The organism is Streptomyces sp. NPDC002845, from assembly GCF_053591955.1.
Genome location: NZ_JBSFUU010000002.1, coordinates 122,170 through 140,615 on the forward strand (window position 1 = coordinate 122,170; position 18,446 = coordinate 140,615).

An 18,446-nucleotide genomic window follows, 5' to 3' on the forward strand; every position below is an offset into this window, starting at 1 on the left:
TCCCTGGAGTTATTGCCTGACGTGCGACGCGTCGGCCGTGTCCGTGGCGTTGGCGGTGGCCGGTGAAGCGAGCGCCTGCGCGACGAGTTCCCGCGTGTGCTGCCCTTCTCGCACCGGATGATGGCAACGGAAGCGATGACCGGGCGCCGACGCGGCCACGGAGTCCGGCATCACCTCCGCGCACACCTCGTCCGCCTTCCAGCACCGCGTACGGAACGGGCAGCCGCTCGGCGGACGGGTCGCCGACGGGACCGGGCCCACGAGCGGGATCGGGTCGATGGGGTCGAGGAGGCCGGGGGTGGCCGAGAAGAGGGCGCGCGTGTACGGATGCCGCGCCCTGTCCGTCACCTCGTCCGCCGGGGCCTCCTCCACGATCCGGCCGAGGTACATCGTGATGACACGGTCGCTCATCCTCCGTACCGTCTGGATGTCGTGCGACACGAAGACGAGCGCCAGGCCCAGGCGTTCCTTCAGGTCCAGCAGCAGGTTGAGGATCTGGGCGCGCACCGACACGTCCAGCGCGCTCGTCGGTTCGTCCGCCACCACCAGGTCGGGGTCCAGGGCCAGCGCCCTGGCGATGGCGACCCGTTGGCGTTGACCGCCCGAGAGCTGTCCGGGCAGACCGTCCGCCAGCACGCGCGGCAGGCCCACCAGTGTCATCAACTCCCGTACCCGGTCCTCCCGTTCCGCGGGAGTCCCGCGCCTGTGCACGTCCAGCGGGTCCCGCAGGATCCGGCGGACCGTCAGGCGGCGGTTCAGGGCCGTGGCGGGGTCCTGGAAGATCATGCCGGTGCCCTCGCCGATCGCGGCACGTCGCGCGGACGGGTTCATGGTCCACAGGTCGTCGCCACGGAAGGACACCGTCCCGGCCGTGGGCCGCACCACCCCGACCAGCACCTTCGCCAGCGTCGACTTGCCGCACCCCGACTCGCCCACCACGCCCACCGTCTCGCCGGGCGCGATGACGAGGTCGGCGCCGGTGAGGGCGTACACCTTGTCCCGGGTGAGGACCCCGCCGGAGCGCGCCTTGTGGACGACGTGCACGTCGGAGACCTTGACCAGGTCGGTCATGTGACGGCTCCCTTCGAGCGGTCCGGCGCCGGGGCCGTGGTCAGGTCGATCGCCGGGTGGTGGCAGGCCGCCAGGTGGGTGCGGGCGCCGAGGAGGTCCGGAGTAGTCGTACGGCAGATGTCGGTGGCCGTCGGGCAGCGGTCGGCGAAGCGGCAGCCGGCCGGGAAGTCGGCGGGGGAGGGGACGACGCCCTTGATCTGGGTCATCCGTTCCTGCGCCGACTCCAGCGACAGGACACTGCCGAGCAGGCCGCGCGTGTAGGGGTGGGACGGGGACTCCACCAGGTCCGCCGTCACACCCGTCTCGACGATCTGGCCGCCGTACATGACGACCACCCGGTCCGTCACGTCCGCCACCAGCGCCAGGTCGTGCGAGACCAGGATCAGCGCGAAGCCCAGCTCCTCGCGCAGGCTCAGCAGCAGTTCGATGATCTGGGCCTGGACCGTCACGTCCAGCGCCGTCGTCGGCTCGTCCGCCACGATGAGCTTCGGGTCGCGGGACAACGCCATGGCGATGAGGACCCTTTGACGTTGACCGCCCGACAGTTCATGTGGATAGCTGCGGAGGGTGCGTTCGGGGTCGAGGCCCACCATCTCCAGCAGTTCGGCGGCAGTGCGCCTGCCGCCCCGCCGGACGACCTGCTTGAGCTGCGCCCGGATCGTCATCGCCGGGTTCAGGGACGACAGGGCGTCCTGGTAGATCATGGCCATGTCGTGGCCGAGGAGTTTGCGCCGTACGCGCATCGGCTCGGCCAGCAGGTCCCTCCGGTCGAACCGGACCCGGCCGCGTACCAGCGCGCCCTTCGGTTCCAGGCCCATCACCGCCAGCGCGGTCAGCGACTTGCCGCAGCCCGACTCGCCGACCAGGCCCAGGACTTCGCCGGGGTGGACGTCGAAGCTGATGCCGTCGACGATGTCCACGCCGTGATGGCGGTCCGCGAAGCCGATGGCCAGGTTCTCGACGGCGAGGACGGGCTGCCCGTCGGGGAGGGGGCGGGCCCGGGAACGCAGGCGTGCGGCGGCCTCCGTCAGCCCGGGGAGTTCGGTGATCCTGCCGCTGCCCGGCTCAGAGCCGGTGTCATGTCCCCGGCCGGGCGCCCGCCGCCTGGCACGCACGCTCGCCGCGTTGCCGGAAGGCCCTGGTAGCTCCTCCCCCACGCTCGGCTTCGCTCGCGCGGGGGGACCCCCATCGAGGACCTTCCGGCGCCTTGCGATCGCACGCACCAGACGACGCGCGCTGATCCGGCCGGGGATATGACACCGGCTCTCAGGGGTTTCGAGGCGGTCCTCTTCCCTCCTGGGCTCCACGTCGCGCGGGGCCGGTGCCGCCCACGCGTCGGAGACGCCCTCGGAGAGGACGTTCAGCGACAGGACCGTGACCAGCATCAGCAGGCCGGGGAAGACGGTGGCCCACCAGCCGCCCGTCAGCACCATGTTCTTGCCGTCGGCGATGACGCTGCCCCAGGACGGGTCCGGGGGCCGCACGCCCGCGCCGATGAAGGACAGGGACGCCTCGAAGACGACGGCCTCGGCGACCTGGACCGTGCAGAACACCAGCACGGGTGCGGCGCAGTTGATGGCCACGTGCCTGAGCACGATGTGCGGGGTGCGGGCGCCGATCACCCGCTCGGCGATCACATAGTCCTCGCCGTACTGATCGAGGACGTTCGCCCGTACGACCCTGGCGACGGGCGGGGTGAACAGGAACGCGATCGCGCAGATCAGGACGCCGATGCCGCCGCCGAAGACCGCGACCAGTACGGCGGCCAGGGCGATGCCGGGGAAGGCCATGACCACGTCCAGGCAGCGCATCAGCGTCTCGTCGACCGCCTTGCGCGAGGTGGCTGCGATCGCGCCGAGGAGGGAGCCCACGACCAGGGCGAGCCCGGTGGCGCCGAGGCCGATGGCCAGCGACCAGCGGGCGCCGTACATCAGGCGGCTGAGGATGTCCCGGCCGAGACTGTCCTGCCCCATCCAGTGGGCGGCGGACGGGTGTCCTGTGCCGTCGGCGAGCTGCTGCTGGTCGAGGGGGTCGTGCGGCGCGATCAGGGGGGCGAACACGGCCATGAGGACCACGACCGTCAGGAAGCAGACCGCGATCCGGGAGAGCATCGGCAGCCGGCGCCAGCCGCGCAGCCGGATGCCCGGCCGGGACATGACGTCCGTGAGGCGCTTGCGGGTGCTCAGTACGGGGCCGTCCATCAGGTCGCGTCCCTCAGTCGTGGGTTGACCAGCAGGTAGAGGATGTCGATGACGAGGTTCACGACCACGAAACCGGTCGCCGTGGTGAGCACCACGCCCTGCACGACCGCCGGGTCGCCGTTCTTCACGGCGTCGATCATCAGCTTGCCCATCCCGGGGAGGGAGAAGATCGTCTCGATGACGACGGCGCCGCCGAGGAGGTAGCCGACGCGCAGGCCGAGGACGGTGAGGGGGTTGATGAGCGCGTTGCGGAGCACGTTCCGGCCGACCACGACTCTCGGCGGCAGACCGCTGCCGATCGCCGTCCGCACGTAGTCCTTGTCGAGCTCCTCGACCACCGCCGTGCGCACGGTACGGGTGAGCTGGGCCGCCACCGGCAACGACAGCGCGAGGGCGGGCAGCGTCATCGTCCTCAGCCAGCCGGTGAAGGAGTCGGCCGGGTTGATGTACCCGCCGGTCGGGAACCAGCCGAGGTCCACCGCCAGGTACTGGATCATCAGCAGCGCCAGCCAGAAGCCGGGGGCCGCGACACCGGTCAGGGACACGACCCGGATGATCTGGTCGGGCAGCCGGTCGCGGTAGATCGCGGCGGTGACCCCGCCGAGCAGCGCGAGGACCATCGCGATGCCGAGCCCCATGAAGGTGAGCTGCATGGTGAGCGGCAGCGCGGTGGTGATCTGGTCGACGACCGGCGACCGGGTGAGTGCGCTCATGCCCATGTCGCCGTGGAGCAGATCCCCGACGAAGGCGACATAGCGGACCGGCAGCGGGTCCAGCAGGCCGTGTTCTTCACGGAACTGGTGCAGCTGCTCCGGGGTGGGGTTGGCGCCCTGGAAGAACGCGGACGCGGGATCGATGTCCGAGAACCTCATCACGAGGAACACGAACAGCACGATCCCGAGCATGAGCGGAACCAGCAGGGCGATCCGGCGGAGCAGAATGCGGACGACGGCGACCACGGACGAACTCCCGGAGGATTACTGGGACCACTTGGCCTGGAGCAGGTTGATGCCGGGGTACGGCTGTGCCCTTATCCCCGTCAGCCGCCCGGGGTCCCACGCGGTCATCAGCTCGTTGTGGACGACCGGGTAGAGAACGGCCTGCTCGGCGACGATGTCGATGTAGTCCTGGACCATGGCGCGCTTGCGGTCCGCGTCCGATTCCCGCGCCGCCTGGTCCATCTGCCTGAAGAGCCGCCGGGCGACGGAGTCGTCGGCCCACCGGGTGTACTGCATCCACAGGTTGGTGGGCGTGTAGTTGTAACGCATGATCAGATCGGCGTCGAGGCCGAACTGGTTGGGGTTCGAGGCGGCGGCGACGACCTGGTAGTCCTGCTTCTGGTCCATCTTGGTGAAGACGGCCGTGGTCTCCTGCGGGGAGAGGGTGGTCTCGACGCCGATCGCGTCCCACGACGCCTTGATGGTCGGCAGGCAGTCCACGATCCAGCTCACGTTCACCGCGAGGATCTCGACCTTCAGACCGCTGACCCCGGCTTTCTTCAGCAGGGCCTTCGCCTTGCCGGGGTTGTACCCGTAGACCGTCTTCGCCGGGCGGTAGGCGGGGTTGCCCTCGTTGAGGAACGAACTCGCCGGTGTCCCATGCCCCTTGAGTGCGACCTCGATCATCTTCTCGCGGTCGATGGCGTAGTGCAGGGCCTGGCGGACGCGTACGTCGTCGAAGGGCTGGTGCCTGGTGTTGAACATCAGGAAGAGGTTGTTCATCCCGGAGCCGCCCTCGACGGCCATACCGCCGCTCTTGAGCTGCTCGATGTTGGCGTACGGGATGTTGTCGGCGATCTGCGCGCCGGCGCTGGAACCGGAGATCTTCGCGACGCGCGAGGACGCGTCCACGACGGTCAGCCAGTTCATCTTCTCGAAGACCGGCGGACGCGGGCCGTTGTAGTCGTCATACGCCTCGAAGGTGGTGTTGGACTTCGGATGGTGCGCCGTCTGCCGGTACGGCCCCGAGCCGACCGCCTTGCCCTTGATCGCGTCGTCCCAGGCGCCCGGCCGGGAGAAGACGTGCTTCGGCATGATCTTCGCCAGCGTGAGCCGTGAAAGCCCTTCCGGAAAGGGGAACTTGAGCATCAGCTCGACATTCCGCGCGTCGATCTTCCGCACACCCTCCAGCCAGCCCGCGAAGAAACTCTTGGCGAGGGACTGCGTGTCCGGGTCGAGAATCCGCTCGTACACGAACACGACGTCGTCGGCCGTCACCGGCTTCCCGTCGTGGAACGTGGCACCGGGCCGCAGCTCGAACGTCCACGACGTACCGCTCAGGTCGCTCGGCACCTGCGTGGCGAGCGCCGCGTACGGCTCGCGCGAGATGGGATCGGTGTCGAGGAGCCCCTCGTAGATGTGGTTGTTGGCGGCCATCGAGAACGCGGACGCGGTCTGCGTGGGGTCCCAGCTGCCGTCGTTGCCGTACCCGATGACCGCCGTCAGCGTCCCGTTCTTCCCGCCACCGGTCTCATTGGTGGACTCCGGCCCGGACGAGCAGGCCGACAGCGACGAGGAGAGGGCAGCGGCCGCGCCCACCGCTCCGGAGCACTTCAGGAACGACCGGCGGTGCAGCGGTACGTCATGGGTCACGTCGCGCACGGTTCCTCCAGCAAGGAGTGGTCCGGTGAGTAGGAGATACGACGTCCTACGTCATAGGGGGCAGCGTGACCATAAGAGGGCGGGTGGGGGCGGTCAAGGAACCGCACACGAATGGCGTATTTTCCAAAGGTGCGAACAATGCCGGTATGAAATACGGATAGTCGGCGAGAAGTCGACGGCGGAATTCCCGGGCCGATCCCGGGGCCCGGGCGTATTCCATGCGTGCTCTCCGGGGAATTCCTCGGGACCTGAATCCGCTACCCTGACCGGATGACCGAACGCTGGAGGTCGACGGACCCCGGTGTGCTGCGCCTTCCCTCCGGTCGCCTGGTCCGCGGGCGCGCCCTGGGCCGCCCGCTCCCGGAGGGCCAGGCCCCGACGTACGCCGTCCACCTCCTCGGCAAGCAGCCGCCCGAAGTCCCCTGGGAGGCCCGCTGGTTGAGATGGCCGGACTTCCGCCTGCCCAGCAGTCGTACGGAGGCGGCGGAGGTCCTGCGGGAGGCGTGGGACCGGGCGGCCACCGACCTGGTCGAGGTCGCGTGCGGCGGAGGCCGGGGCCGTACCGGAACAGCGCTGGCCTGCCTGGCGGTCCTGGACGGCGTACCGGCGGCGGAGGCGGTGGACTTCGTACGGGGGCACTACGACCGGCACGCCGTGGAGACGCCGTGGCAGCGGCGCTACGTACGCGGTCACGAGCTGAGGCGCGAAGCGGGCGGCCCCGACGGTCGCTTGAGGTCCTGGGGCAGGGTCACCTCGTTACGGCTCCGATGAACTCCGTCCAGGCGGAAGAGCCGATCACGATGGTGGGACCGTGGGGGACCTTACTGTCGCGGACGGGCACGACGCCGGGGACTCCGTCGGCGACCTCGACGCAGTCGCCGCCGTTGCCGTCGCTGTAGCTGCTCTTGCGCCAGCGGGCGGCGCCGGGGAAGTCGTACGCGACCTCGACGCAACTGCCGCCGTTGCCGTCGCTGTAGCTGCTCTTGCGCCAGCATGCGTTGCTCAGGTCGTACTCGCGCATCGTCTGTGGTCCTCCGCCGCCGACTCGATCAGGGCCAGGGACGCCTCCGGCGACAGCGCGGCGGCCCTGATCAGATCGTATGCCGACTGCGCGCGCTTCACCACAGCCGGATCGTCCAGCAGATTCCCCGAATACACGGCTTCTGTATAGGCCGTTGGCGGTGCGTCCTCGAACTCCATGAGCTCCAGCATCCCGTTCATGAGCGCGTACGCCCCAGCCGCATACGGCAGCACCTGCACCAGCACCGTCCGCTCCCGGGCCAGCGCCGCGATGCGCTCCAGCTGCTCGGCCATCGCCGCGGCGCCGCCGACCGGGATGCGCAGCACGTTCTCGTGCAGGATCACCCAATACACGGGCCGTATAGCGTCCTTGAGGATGTGCTGGCGCTCCAGGCGCCCCGATACCTTGTCCCCGATGTACTCGTCCGGCGCGAACGGGTTCATCGCGAGCGTGACCGCCCGTGCGTACGCCGCCGTCTGCAACAGACCCGGCACCAACGCGGGCGCGAACTCGCAGATCTTCGTCGCCAGCGCCTCCAGCTCCGCCGCCTTCGCGAAGTAATCCGCGTACCGGTCGTCGTCAATCAGCTTTCGCCACGTACGCTCGAAAAAACCATCGGTTTGCAGCACCTCATCAATCCGCTTCGCCACATCCAACTGCGGCTTGCGAATGGCCTGTTCGAACTGCCCGATGTAGCCACCCGAGACGAATATCCGATCTCCCAGTTCGACTTGAGTGAATCCCGCGTCCTCCCTCCGGCGCTTCAGCTCGGTACCGAAGAACTCCCACGCGGCCTGTCGTGACGCATGTGAACCATTGGCCATGGCCAACCCCTTTGTACTGCCCTGCACTTGTAGGGCGCAGACTCCTGCCGAGTGTAGGCGCAGAGTGTCACGCTGGAGATGCAAAGAGTGAAACTCGGCGACTCAGGGGAGCAGCGTGAAGTCAGAACGTGAAGGACTCGGGGGGCGACACTCGGCGCGGTGCGTCGAAGAGGCGGAGGAAACGGTGAAGGAATTGCGGCTGGCGCTCGCGAGGGCCGGAATTGTGTTGCCGTCACTGGGGATCGACCCGGCAAGTCTTGCGCGGGAGGTGCCTCGTCCGCTGGTGCAATTGGGCGGCTGTTCCGTGGAGGTCGCGGCACGCCTCGCGGCGGCGTTGCGGTGAGCGCCGGCGGGCCGAGGCTGCCGGTCGGGTCGTACGCCGTGGACACCCGCACCGGGAGGGTGGGCCGCGTCATGGGGTACGAGGGGCCGTACGTTCAGCTGAGACCCGTGGGCGGCGGCCGGGAGTGGGACTGCGCGCCCGAGTCCGTGCGGACGGCGACGACCATAGAGCGCCTGCGCGCGGCGACGGCGTACGAGAACGCACGGAGCCGCGGGGAGGTCCCTTGAACGCGGCGACGAAGGCGCGTCGAAGGCGGCGGGAAAGGCGGCGACGCAGGCCGTCCCGGCGGAAGGTGCCCGACCGGCCCGGGGTGCGGGCGCCGTAGGCGAGAATGGAGCCCATGAGTCTGTTCCGCGACGACGGCATCGTGCTGCGCACCCAGAAGCTGGGTGAGGCGGACCGGATCATCACGTTGCTCACGCGGGGGCACGGACGGGTGCGGGCCGTGGCCCGTGGGGTGCGCCGTACCAAGTCCAAGTTCGGTGCCCGCCTGGAGCCCTTCTCCCACGTGGACGTCCAGTTCTTCGCGCGGGGGAGCGAACTGGTGGGCCGCGGGCTGCCGCTGTGCACGCAGAGCGAGACGATCGCTCCGTACGGTGGCGGGATCGTGGCCGACTACGCGCGGTACACGGCCGGGACGGCCATGCTGGAGACGGCCGAGCGGTTCACCGATCACGAGGGCGAGCCCGCCGTGCAGCAGTACCTGCTCCTGGTGGGCGGGCTGCGGACGCTCGCGCGCGGGGAGCACGCGCCGCACCTCGTCCTCGACGCGTTCCTCCTCCGTTCCCTCGCCGTGAACGGGTACGCGCCCAGCTTCAGCGCCTGCGCGAAGTGCGGGATGCCCGGACCGAACCGGTTCTTCTCCGTGGCCTCCGGGGGGTCCGTCTGCGTCGACTGCCGGGTGCCCGGCAGCGTCGTACCCTCGCCGCAGGCCCTCGAACTCCTCGGCGCGCTGCTTACGGGAGACTGGGAGACCGCGGACGCGTGCGAGCCGCGGTACGTCAGGGAGGGGAGCGGGCTGGTGTCCGCGTATCTGCACTGGCACCTGGAGCGCGGGCTGCGCTCGCTCCGGTACGTGGAAAAGTGAAAGCAAAGAAAGCAAGAAAGCAAAGGGAGACGAGAAGCACATGGCCGTACGCGGGATCCTGGGGCGCCGGCGCCACGAGTACAGGGCGCCGGAGCCGCATCCGTCCGGCGCCCGTGCACCCAAGCTCCCGGGGGAGCTGCTCCCCCGCCATGTGGCGATCGTCATGGACGGGAACGGGCGTTGGGCCAAGGCGCGGGGGCTGCCGCGGACCGAGGGGCACAAGGTCGGGGCCGAGCGGGTGCTCGATGTGCTGCAGGGCGCGATCGAGATGGGCGTCGGGGCGATCTCCCTGTACGCCTTCTCCACCGAGAACTGGAAGCGGTCTCCGGACGAGGTGCGCTTCCTGATGAACTTCAACCGTGACTTCATCCGCAAGACCCGGGATCAGCTCGACGAGCTCGGGGTCCGGGTGCGTTGGGTGGGGCGGATGCCCAAGCTGTGGAAGTCGGTGGCCAAGGAGCTGCAGATCTCCCAGGAGCAGACGAAGGACAATGACCGGCTGACGCTGTACTTCTGCATGAACTACGGCGGGCGGGCCGAGATCGCGGACGCGGCGCAGGCGCTGGCGGAGGATGTGCGGGCCGGGCGGCTCGATCCGGCGAAGGTCACGGAGAAGACCTTCGCGAAGTACCTCTACTACCCCGACATGCCCGACGTCGACCTCTTCCTGCGGCCCAGCGGCGAGCAGCGCACCTCCAACTACCTCCTCTGGCAGAGCGCCTACGCCGAGATGGTCTTCCAGGATGTGCTGTGGCCCGACTTCGACCGGCGCGACCTCTGGCGCGCGTGCGTCGAATTCGCCTCCCGTGACCGCCGCTTCGGGGGTGCCATCCCGAACGAGGAGCTGTTGGCGATGGAGGGGCGGCCGGAGGAGGACTGACGGACGACCCGGGGGTTGTTTTCGCCCCCGCCGCCCCTACCCGTCCCATCCCCCAGGGGCTCTGCCCCTTCGACCCCGCCAGGGGGCTGAGCCCCCTGGACCCCCAGGGGGTGGGTGGGTTGTCTGCGGGTGGGTGGGGTTTGCCGTGGTGATCGGACGCCGGACAAGCGGCCTCGCTCCCTGGCTGGGTGCGAGGCCGCTCTGCCCAAGAGTGTCGTCGGCTACGGCACGGATGCCCTTGCCGACGTGCTTCACGGGGTCGCGGGTCCCTTGTGGCGGTCGTGGAAGCCGTCGGTGCTCGGACTGCTGGAACAGCACGGCGTCCAGCACCTCGTCGCGACGGCTGTCCAGGTGCCGCAGGTACTTCTTCGCGGCCGTGGAGTCGCAATCGAGCCGCTCGCCGGGGTCGGGCGCGGTGCCCTTCAGGCCGGGCAGTCCGCCCCCGTACGTAGCTGTTCCGTGTCACGGAACCTTGACCGTTTGCCACTGAAGGTTGATCACCTGGGGAGGCACGTCAGCATTCGTCCGCACGGGACAGAGCTTCGGTGATCATGCGGGTGGCGAAGTCGTGGTCGTCGGTGATTCGGTTGATGTGCTCCGCGAGCAGGAAGGCGGTGGCTTCCAGGGGATTCATCTCGTCCTTGGTCCAGTCTCCGTACTGCTTGCGCCACAGGCTGGGGCTCAGGCCGGTACCTGCGGCGACGAGCAGGCCGGCCATGGTGGGGATGGCCTCGGGACGGATGCTCTTGGGCATCATGCGCATCGTGGCCACGAGGTTGGGCACCACGTACTCGATGACGTCCTTGTCGTGGTCCTCGTAGGCCATCCGCAGCCACTGCATGAACATGTAGATGAGCGTGCACGCGCCGTCCAGCAGGTCATCGACTCCGCTGGGACCCAAGGACGCGACGAACTGGTCGGTCAGCGCTTGTTGTTCGGCGTCGGTCTGGATCTTGTCGTCGTAGATGGTTTTGAGCCGAGAGTCGATCGCCATGAGGGCTGCGCCCACATCGCCGGCGGGAGCGTGCTGGGGGTCGCAGGGCGATGACACAGGATTCCTCCTCGGTTTACCGTGGGCAGTGCTGCGTGTCCGTACAGTAGTCGCCGACGATACGAGGGTCCGACGAATCCCGTGAAGGGCCTTCGGGTGGCTGTACTCAGATCGACCGAACGTGCTCCGAAACGGGCGAATACGAAACCCCGCCCGACACAGTGATCTACCAAGCGCAGGGCGCGATCTTTCACAGTGGTGGGCCGGGCATCGTCCTGAATCTTGAGGGCCAGGCGTACGTGGACGACACGACGTCCAGGTACCGGCTGCTGACCCCGCTGTCAGCGCCTGTGGCGTCCCGCGCGGACTCGGTCACCGTCGTTGAGCCGCAGGATCCCAGGATGGTGGGCCGGATCTGGAAGGCCATGGACCTCGGCGACACCAACACCCTGTCCGTGGTTCGCACGACATGGCTGGACCAGCAGACCCGGACCACCGGGAATCGCACGCCTGCCGGGGCGGGGTCGAAGGGGCGGCAGCCTCTGGGGATGGGACGGCTAGGGGCGGCGGGGGCGAAAACCCCTCACGCCCCCGCCGCCGCGCTCGCGCACTCCGCGCACGTCCCGAAGATCTCCACCGTGTGCGCCACGTTGACGTACCCGTGCTCCGTGGCGATCGAGTCGGCCCACGACTCGACGGCCGGACCCTCCACCTCCACGGCCTTGCCGCAGACGCGGCAGACGAGGTGGTGGTGGTGTTCCCCGGTCGAGCAGCGGCGGTACACGGACTCGCCGTCGGAGGTGCGCAGGACGTCGACCTCACCGGCGTCGGCGAGGGACTGGAGGGTGCGGTAGACCGTGGTGAGCCCGACCGAGTCGCCCTTGTGCTTGAGCATGTCGTGCAGTTCCTGAGCACTGCGGAACTCGTCGACCTCGTCGAGCGCCGCCGCCACGGCGGCCCGCTGCCGGGTGGAACGGCCTCGTACGGGTCCAGCGGTCGTCACCGTTGCCTCCTCACATCTGCGCCTTGCCGGGGCCATTGTGCCAGCCCGGACTGTGGGCGGTCAGACACCGGCCCCGTCGGAGGAGACCCGGCCGGCCGGAACGGTCTCCTGCCCGGGTCCGGGGATCACACACTCCGCCGGGTCCCCGGCCAGCTGTTCCAACGCCCGCGCCCGCCGCCGGGCCAGCGGTGTCGCCACCACCGTGAGCAGCAGGAACGCCCCGATCGTCAGCAGCACGATCGTCGCGCCGGGCGGCACGTCCTGGTAGTACGAGGTGACCGTACCGCCGATGGTCACGGACACCCCGATGGCCACGGCGATCGCGAACGTGGCGGCGAAACTGCGGGTGAGCTGCTGGGCCGCGGCCACGGGGACGACCATGAGCGCCGATACGAGCAGCAGGCCCACCACCCGCATGGCCACCGTCACCGTCACGGCCGCCGTCACCGCCGTCAGCAGGTTCAGCGCGCGTACCGGCAGCCCCGTCACCCGCGCGAACTCCTCGTCCTGGCTCACCGCGAAGAGCTGGCGGCGCAGGCCCAGCGTGACGAGGACCACGAAGGCCGCCAGCACGCAGATCGCCGTCACGTCCGACCGGCTCACCGTCGACAGCGAGCCGAACAGGTACGAGGTGAGGTTCGCGTTCGAGCCCGTGGGCGCGAGGTTGATGAACATCACACCGCCCGCCATACCGCCGTAGAAGAGCATGGCGAGGGCGATGTCGCCGCGGGTCTTGCCGTACCAGCGGATCAGCTCCATCAGCACCGCGCCGAGCACGGACACGGCCATCGCCATCCACACCGGGGACCAGGACAGCAGGAAGCCCAGGCCGACGCCCGTCATCGCCACATGGCCGATGCCGTCGCCCATCAGGGCCTGGCGGCGCTGGACGAGGTAGATGCCGATCGCGGGGGCGGTGACGCCGACCAGGACCGCGGCGAGCAGGGCCCGCTGCATGAACGCGTAGTTCAGGATCTCCATCAGCTCAGCAGCCCCGTCTGGATCGGTTCGGCACCGTGAGCCGCGTGCGGGTGTACGTGGTCGTGGCCGGGCAGGGCGTGCTGGCCGACCGCCTTCGGGGGCGGGCCGTCGTGCAGGACGCAGCCGTCGCGGAGGACGACCGCGCGGTCGATCAGCGGCTCCAGGGGGCCGAGTTCGTGCAGGACGAGCAGGACCGTCGTACCGGCGGCGACCTGTTCCCTGAGCGTGTGCGCCAGCACCTCCTGGCTGGCCAGGTCGACGCCCGCCATGGGCTCGTCCATGATCAGCAGTTCGGGTTCGGAGGCGAGGGCACGGGCGATGAGGACGCGCTGGTGCTGGCCGCCGGAGAGGGCGTTGACGGAGTCCTTGGCGCGGTCCGCCATGCCGACGAGGCCGAGGGCACGGCGTACGGCGTCGTGGTCGGCCCTGCGGAGGAGGCCGAAGCGGGCGCGGGAGAGCCGGCCGGAGGCCACGATCTCGGTCACCGTCGCGGGCACGCCGCCCGCGGCCGTCGTGCGCTGCGGTACGTATCCGACGCGCCGCCAGTCGCGGAAGCCGTGGCGCGGGGTGCCGAACAGCTTGATCTCGCCGTCGCTCACCGGCACCTGGCCGATGAGCGTACGGACGGCGGTGGACTTGCCGGAACCGTTGGCGCCGAGCAGCGCGACGACCTCACCGCGGTGCACGGTGAGGTCGATGCCGCGCAGGACACGGCGCGAGCCCAGCTCGGCGTGGACGCCGCGCAGGGATATGACGGGCTCGCCGCTCATGCGCTCATGCCTGCTTCCTCCGAACCACGGTCACTTGGCGCCCAGTGCGGTCTGCAGCGCCTTGAGGTTGGCCTCCATGACCGAGATGTAGTCGTCGCCCCGGGACTTTTCGGTGATGCCTTCGAGCGGGTCGAGGACGTCCGTCTTGAGCCCGGCGTCGGCGGCGAGGGTCTTCGCGGTCTTGTCGGAGACCAGTGTCTCGTAGAAGACGGTGGTGACGCCGTCCGCCTTCGCCTCCTCCTGCAACTCCTTGATCCGCGCCGCGCTCGGCTCGCTCTCCGGGTCCAGGCCGGAGATGGCCTCCTGGGTCAGGCCGTAGCGCTCGGCGAGGTAGCCGAAGGCCGCGTGGTTGGTGAAGAAGACCTTGCTCTCGGTGTTCTTCAGGCCGTCCTCGAACTGGGTGTTGAGGGCGCCGAGCTTCTCGACCAGGTCCTCGGTGTTCTTCTTGTAGTCCGCCGCGTTGTCCGGGTCGGCCTCCTCGAAGGCCTTGCCGACGCCCTCGGCGACCTCGGCGTACTTGACCGGGTCCAGCCAGATGTGCGGGTCGAGCGCGTGCTCCTCCTCCTCGGACTCCTCCTCGGCGTGCTCCTCCTCGCCCTCGTGGCTGTGCTCGGTGTCGCCGTGGTCCTCCAGCGTGGTGAGCGTGGCCGCGTCGATCTTCGTCGTGACCTCGGACTGGTCCACCGCCTCGTCGACGGCGGGCTGGAGGTCCTTGAGGTAGAGCACCGCGTCCGTCTCCTGGAGCTCCGCGGTCTGCTTGGCGCTGAGTTCCAGGTCGTGCGGCTCCTGGCCGGGCGCGGTGAGGCTGGTGACGTTCACGTGCTCACCGCCGATCTGCTCGGCGAGGAACTCCATGGGATAGAACGACGCGACCACGTCGAACTTGTCCGTGTTGCCCGACGCGGCGGACGAGTCCGAGCAGGCGGAGAGGGTGCCGAGACCGAGGGCGGTGGCCGCCGTGACCACGATCGCGGATATATGGGGTCGTCGTACGTTCATGACAGTCATTTTCAGCTCTTCTGGAAATCATTGTCAACAAGCTGTCTTGTGATCCTCGCTTCATCCCGGTATGGGACCGGTGCGTGATCGGTGACGGACCGGGTGACGGTCCAGAGGTCCGAACCGATTTGATTGGAGGGCAGGCCCCGCCGGTAACCTGAAGCATTCGCTCTGAAGCGCAGCCGCTCCGCCGTGGAACGCAGCCGTGGAACACAGCCGCGAACGCAGCTGTGGAGCGCATCCGCTTCGTCGCCCGTCGTCGTAATGAAGAGAGCACCGTGGCCGCCGACAAGATCGACACCATCGTCAGCCTGAGCAAGCGCCGTGGCTTCGTATTCCCGTGCAGCGAGATCTACGGCGGTCAGCGCGCCGCCTGGGACTACGGACCGCTGGGTGTCGAGCTCAAGGAGAACATCAAGCGTCAGTGGTGGCGCTACATGGTGACGTCGCGCGAGGACGTCGTCGGTATCGACTCGTCGGTGATCCTGGCCTCCGAGGTGTGGGTCGCCTCCGGGCACGTCGCCACCTTCACCGACCCGCTCACCGAGTGCACCTCCTGCCACAAGCGGTTCCGCGCGGACCACCTGGAGGAGGCGTACGAGGCGAAGAAGGGCCGCCCCCCGGAGAACGGCCTCGCGGACGTCAACTGCCCCAACTGCGGCAACAAGGGCCAGTTCACCGAGCCCAAGCAGTTCTCGGGCCTGCTCTCCACCCACCTCGGCCCGACCCAGGACTCCGGCTCGGTCGCCTACCTGCGCCCCGAGACCGCGCAGGGCATCTTCACCAACTTCGGCCAGGTGCAGACCACTTCGCGCCGCAAGCCGCCGTTCGGCATCGCCCAGATGGGCAAGTCGTTCCGCAACGAGATCACGCCGGGCAACTTCATCTTCCGTACCCGCGAGTTCGAGCAGATGGAGATGGAGTTCTTCGTCAAGCCGGGCGAGGACGAGAAGTGGCAGGAGTACTGGATGGAGCAGCGCTGGGGCTGGTACACCGGCCTGGGCCTGCGTGAAGAGAACATGCGCTGGTACGAGCACCCGCAGGAGAAGCTCTCCCACTACTCGAAGCGGACGGCGGACATCGAGTACCGCTTCCAGTTCGGCGGGAACGAGTGGGGCGAGCTGGAGGGTGTCGCCAACCGCACGGACTACGACCTGGGCGCCCACTCCAAGGCCTCCGGCCAGGACCTCTCCTACTTCGACCAGGAAGCCGGCGAGCGCTGGACCCCGTACGTCATCGAGCCCGCCGCCGGTGTCGGCCGCGCCATGCTGGCGTTCCTCCTCGACGCCTACATCGAGGACGAGGCCCCGAACGCCAAGGGCAAGATGGAGAAGCGCACGGTGCTGCGCCTCGACCCGCGCCTCGCGCCGGTCAAGGTCGCGGTGCTGCCGCTGTCCCGCAACCCGGAGCTGTCCCCGAAGGCCAAGGGGCTGGCCTCCGCCCTCCGCCAGCACTGGAACATCGAGTTCGACGACGCCGGCGCCATCGGCCGCCGCTACCGCCGCCAGGACGAGATCGGTACGCCGTACTGCGTGACCGTCGACTTCGACACGCTCGACGACGATGCGGTGACGGTGCGTGAGCGGGACTCGATGAAGCAGGAGCGGGTGTCTCTGGACCAGATCGAGGGGTACCTGGCGGGGCGGTTGATCGGCTGCTAGTCCATCCGTAAGGCCCCGGTTTCGTCACGTCTGTGGTGGATGTGACGGGACCGGGGCTTTTTCCTGTGCGGCCAGGGGTGCCGAAGGGGTGGCACCTACGCCACGCAGAACTCGTTCCCCTCCGGGTCCCGCATGAGCCACCAGTGCCCCGCCGGTCCCTTGTCCACCTCGCGGACGCGGACCGCACCGAGGGTCTCCAGGCGGCCGACGAGGGCGTCGCGGTCGCCGGGTTCGGCGTGGACGTCGATGTGGAGGCGGTTTTTCACCGTTTTGGGTTCGGGGACGTCCTGGAAGAGCAGCCGGCGGCCCTTGCCGATACCGGTGAAGGCGTCGTACGGGTCCTCGGGGTGCCGCACGGCGGCGTAGCCGCGGAAGACGCGGTGGCCGTGGTGCTCGGCGACGGCCGCCTCGGGGAGGGCGCCCGTGGCGAGCAGCTGCTCGATCAGCTTGCTCGGGTCCTCCACCTCGTACTCCAGCGCGGCGGCCCAGAAGTCCGCCAGGGTCTGGGCGTCGTGCGTATCGATGACCAGTTTCCAGTTCAGTGCCGTCATGTAACCAGTTATATTGGTTACATGGCGTCTTGGTCCACAGCATCAGCGGGAACGGGCGTGTCGGGCATCCCGATGCGGTCCCACACGGGGACCGCCTACCGCTTCGACCCGGGCACCCTCTGCCTCGAACTCCTCACCACCGGCGGCCCGGGCGCCTTCGCCCGCTACGAGGTGCTGCACACCCCCGCCGACCTGATTGCCTGGGCCGGGCGCTCCCGGCTCACCCCCACCCCCGAGCTGGCGCTCACGGAACACGACGTGCCGTACGCCCGCCGACTGCGCGACGCCCTCTTCCGTACGGCCGTGACGCGGGCCCACGGCGGACTGCCCGAGCTGGGTGTCCCGGAGGCCGGGCAGGACGACCTGGACGTCATCAACGAGGCCGCAGCCCGGCCGCCGCTCGCCCCCGCCGTCGGAGTGGACGGCACACGGGGCTGGGCGGCCGGGGCGGCAACCGGGGCGCAGCTGCTCTCCACCGTGGCCCGGGACGCCGTCGACCTGCTCACCGGGCCGTACGCGCACCGCATCCGCATGTGCTCCGGTGAGCGCTGCTACCTCCTCTACGTCGACACCTCCCGCCCCGGCCGCCGCCGCTGGTGCTCGATGGAGCACTGCGGCAACCGCCACAAGGTGCGGGCCCTGCGCGCGCGCCGCTCCGAGGAGGAATCACTCGGGGAAGGTGACCAACCATGACCACCGGACTCACGAAGGACGCCGGCCGGCAGATCGGCGTCTCCCGCACACTGCCCCAACCGCCCTCCGTTGTATGGGAGTTCATCAGCGGCCCGCGCGGCCTGGAACTGTGGCTCGGCCCCGGCGCCCGACTCGTGCCGGAGCGCGGCGCGCCGTACGAGACCGCAGAGGGCATCGGCGGCGAGGTGCGCGGCTACCGCCCGGGTGACCGCGTCCGCGTCACCTACGGCGACACGACCGTCCAGGTCGCCGTGACGGCCGCCGAGGGCGGCAGGACCGTACTCCGCTTCCACCAGGAACGCATGGCGAGCGCCGAGCAGCGCGAACGCCAACGGGCCCACTGGCGGCGGGTGATGGACCGGGTCGCCGCCGCCCTCGACGAACGGGCCTGACGCGGCGGGGGACTGTCGGGGGACTCACGTGTCCCTCGGGTCCACCGTCGCCTGGTGGGCCTCGGCGAGGTGGTCCGCCGCCTTCAGCCACGGCAGGAACTGCGCGCCCTTCCGCCAGCCGCACGTATCGCATCTGACCGTGCGCTGCACGCCCGAGCGCATGACCCGCACGGTGTGCTCGCGCCCGTGCTGGTCCCAGCGGCTCACCTTGCTCGTGTTGATCTGCAGCATGACGCCTCCGGACGACAGTTCGGGGATGCCTGTCCGCAAGGAGTGTGCAGCAAGGTCAAGATCAACGGGGTGTCTCGCGGCGTGAGTTGGCCTACCCGAGGGCAGTCGCTCAACTTGTGGGCGGGGCCACCTGGCCTGGGCCGACCT

20 protein-coding genes and 1 pseudogene are annotated in these 18,446 nt (G+C 69.3%); 8 read left to right on the forward strand and 13 right to left on the reverse strand.

The window, feature by feature from the left end; all coding sequences use genetic code 11:
• Positions 1–9: 9 nt before the first annotated feature.
• From ACWD3C_RS01760 to ACWD3C_RS01775, 4 genes are read right to left on the reverse strand one after another with little or no spacing between them, the layout of a single operon-like run.
• The gene (locus tag ACWD3C_RS01760; protein WP_451138947.1) at positions 10–1,071 is read right to left on the reverse strand and encodes an oligopeptide/dipeptide ABC transporter ATP-binding protein; all 1,062 of its coding nucleotides are present in this window, start codon (positions 1,069–1,071) and stop codon (positions 10–12) included.
• On the reverse strand, positions 1,068–3,272 hold the full coding sequence (locus ACWD3C_RS01765) for a dipeptide/oligopeptide/nickel ABC transporter permease/ATP-binding protein (protein WP_451138949.1): 2,205 nt from the start codon (positions 3,270–3,272) through the stop codon (positions 1,068–1,070). Before ACWD3C_RS01765 ends, ACWD3C_RS01760 begins: the two co-directional genes overlap by 4 nt.
• Positions 3,272–4,231: an ABC transporter permease gene (locus tag ACWD3C_RS01770; protein WP_451138951.1), complete on the reverse strand. Its 960-nt coding sequence runs from the start codon at positions 4,229–4,231 to the stop codon at positions 3,272–3,274. Before ACWD3C_RS01770 ends, ACWD3C_RS01765 begins: the two co-directional genes overlap by 1 nt.
• An 18-nt stretch (positions 4,232–4,249) precedes the next feature.
• Complete coding sequence (locus ACWD3C_RS01775; protein WP_451138953.1) at positions 4,250–5,872, reverse strand: ABC transporter substrate-binding protein; 1,623 nt, start codon at positions 5,870–5,872, stop codon at positions 4,250–4,252.
• A 270-nt stretch (positions 5,873–6,142) separates the two neighbouring features.
• Here ACWD3C_RS01775 and ACWD3C_RS01780 point away from each other — a divergent pair, with 270 nt between their 5' ends.
• On the forward strand, positions 6,143–6,643 hold the full coding sequence (locus ACWD3C_RS01780; RefSeq protein ID WP_451138955.1) for a phosphatase domain-containing protein: 501 nt from the start codon (positions 6,143–6,145) through the stop codon (positions 6,641–6,643).
• Here the strand turns inward: ACWD3C_RS01780 and ACWD3C_RS01785 are convergent.
• Positions 6,621–6,893, reverse strand: a complete 273-nt coding sequence (locus ACWD3C_RS01785; protein ID WP_451138957.1) for a DUF397 domain-containing protein — start codon at positions 6,891–6,893, stop codon at positions 6,621–6,623. The genes ACWD3C_RS01780 and ACWD3C_RS01785 overlap by 23 nt on opposite strands.
• Positions 6,875–7,717 carry a helix-turn-helix domain-containing protein gene (locus ACWD3C_RS01790; protein WP_451138959.1) on the reverse strand — a complete coding sequence of 281 codons (843 nt, stop codon included), beginning with the start codon at positions 7,715–7,717 and terminating at the stop codon, positions 6,875–6,877. Before ACWD3C_RS01790 ends, ACWD3C_RS01785 begins: the two co-directional genes overlap by 19 nt.
• Before the next feature lie 339 nt (positions 7,718–8,056).
• Between ACWD3C_RS01790 and ACWD3C_RS01795 the strand changes: the two genes are divergently transcribed.
• The 3 genes from ACWD3C_RS01795 (at position 8,057) to ACWD3C_RS01805 (ending at position 10,027) form a co-directional block, all read left to right on the forward strand.
• A complete protein-coding gene (locus ACWD3C_RS01795) occupies positions 8,057–8,287 on the forward strand; it encodes a hypothetical protein (protein WP_451138961.1) in 231 nt (76 codons plus the stop codon).
• A 113-nt stretch (positions 8,288–8,400) separates the two neighbouring features.
• A complete protein-coding gene (gene recO, locus ACWD3C_RS01800) occupies positions 8,401–9,147 on the forward strand; it encodes a DNA repair protein RecO (protein ID WP_451138963.1) in 747 nt (248 codons plus the stop codon).
• 40 nt (positions 9,148–9,187) lie between these two features.
• A complete protein-coding gene (locus ACWD3C_RS01805; RefSeq protein WP_451138965.1) occupies positions 9,188–10,027 on the forward strand; it encodes an isoprenyl transferase in 840 nt (279 codons plus the stop codon).
• A gap of 514 nt (positions 10,028–10,541) precedes the next feature.
• On the opposite strand, the gene ACWD3C_RS01810 is transcribed toward ACWD3C_RS01805, so the two are convergent.
• A complete protein-coding gene (locus tag ACWD3C_RS01810) occupies positions 10,542–11,078 on the reverse strand; it encodes a hypothetical protein (protein ID WP_451138967.1) in 537 nt (178 codons plus the stop codon).
• 110 nt (positions 11,079–11,188) lie between these two features.
• On the opposite strand from ACWD3C_RS01810, the pseudogene ACWD3C_RS01815 reads away from it, so the two are divergent.
• Positions 11,189–11,485: pseudogene (locus tag ACWD3C_RS01815) on the forward strand (DUF6093 family protein); the annotation flags it as partial.
• A 116-nt stretch (positions 11,486–11,601) separates the two neighbouring features.
• Here ACWD3C_RS01815 and ACWD3C_RS01820 read toward each other — a convergent pair.
• From ACWD3C_RS01820 to ACWD3C_RS01835, 4 genes are read right to left on the reverse strand one after another with little or no spacing between them, the layout of a single operon-like run.
• Positions 11,602–12,021 (reverse strand): Fur family transcriptional regulator, encoded by a 420-nt coding sequence (locus ACWD3C_RS01820; RefSeq protein ID WP_451138969.1) that lies wholly within the window; start codon positions 12,019–12,021, stop codon positions 11,602–11,604.
• Positions 12,022–12,081: 60 nt separating this feature from the next.
• Positions 12,082–13,002 carry a metal ABC transporter permease gene (locus tag ACWD3C_RS01825; protein ID WP_451138971.1) on the reverse strand — a complete coding sequence of 307 codons (921 nt, stop codon included), beginning with the start codon at positions 13,000–13,002 and terminating at the stop codon, positions 12,082–12,084.
• Complete coding sequence (locus ACWD3C_RS01830) at positions 13,002–13,772, reverse strand: metal ABC transporter ATP-binding protein (protein ID WP_451138973.1); 771 nt, start codon at positions 13,770–13,772, stop codon at positions 13,002–13,004. The genes ACWD3C_RS01825 and ACWD3C_RS01830 overlap by 1 nt, the downstream gene beginning before the upstream one ends.
• A gap of 30 nt (positions 13,773–13,802) precedes the next feature.
• Positions 13,803–14,771: a metal ABC transporter solute-binding protein, Zn/Mn family gene (locus ACWD3C_RS01835; RefSeq protein ID WP_451138975.1), complete on the reverse strand. Its 969-nt coding sequence runs from the start codon at positions 14,769–14,771 to the stop codon at positions 13,803–13,805.
• Positions 14,772–15,049: 278 nt separating this feature from the next.
• Here ACWD3C_RS01835 and ACWD3C_RS01840 point away from each other — a divergent pair, with 278 nt between their 5' ends.
• Positions 15,050–16,432, forward strand: a complete 1,383-nt coding sequence (locus ACWD3C_RS01840) for a glycine--tRNA ligase (protein WP_451138977.1) — start codon at positions 15,050–15,052, stop codon at positions 16,430–16,432.
• Positions 16,433–16,527: 95 nt separating this feature from the next.
• Here ACWD3C_RS01840 and ACWD3C_RS01845 read toward each other — a convergent pair whose 3' ends face one another.
• Positions 16,528–16,983: a VOC family protein gene (locus tag ACWD3C_RS01845; RefSeq protein WP_451138979.1), complete on the reverse strand. Its 456-nt coding sequence runs from the start codon at positions 16,981–16,983 to the stop codon at positions 16,528–16,530.
• Between the two features lie 21 nt (positions 16,984–17,004).
• Here ACWD3C_RS01845 and ACWD3C_RS01850 point away from each other — a divergent pair, with 21 nt between their 5' ends.
• Positions 17,005–17,676: a CGNR zinc finger domain-containing protein gene (locus ACWD3C_RS01850; protein ID WP_451138981.1), complete on the forward strand. Its 672-nt coding sequence runs from the start codon at positions 17,005–17,007 to the stop codon at positions 17,674–17,676.
• A complete protein-coding gene (locus tag ACWD3C_RS01855) occupies positions 17,673–18,068 on the forward strand; it encodes an SRPBCC family protein (RefSeq protein ID WP_451138983.1) in 396 nt (131 codons plus the stop codon). Before ACWD3C_RS01850 ends, ACWD3C_RS01855 begins: the two co-directional genes overlap by 4 nt.
• 24 nt (positions 18,069–18,092) lie before the next feature.
• Here ACWD3C_RS01855 and ACWD3C_RS01860 read toward each other — a convergent pair whose 3' ends face one another.
• The gene (locus tag ACWD3C_RS01860) at positions 18,093–18,299 is read right to left on the reverse strand and encodes a hypothetical protein (protein ID WP_451138985.1); all 207 of its coding nucleotides are present in this window, start codon (positions 18,297–18,299) and stop codon (positions 18,093–18,095) included.
• Between the last annotated feature and the right edge of the window lie 147 nt (positions 18,300–18,446).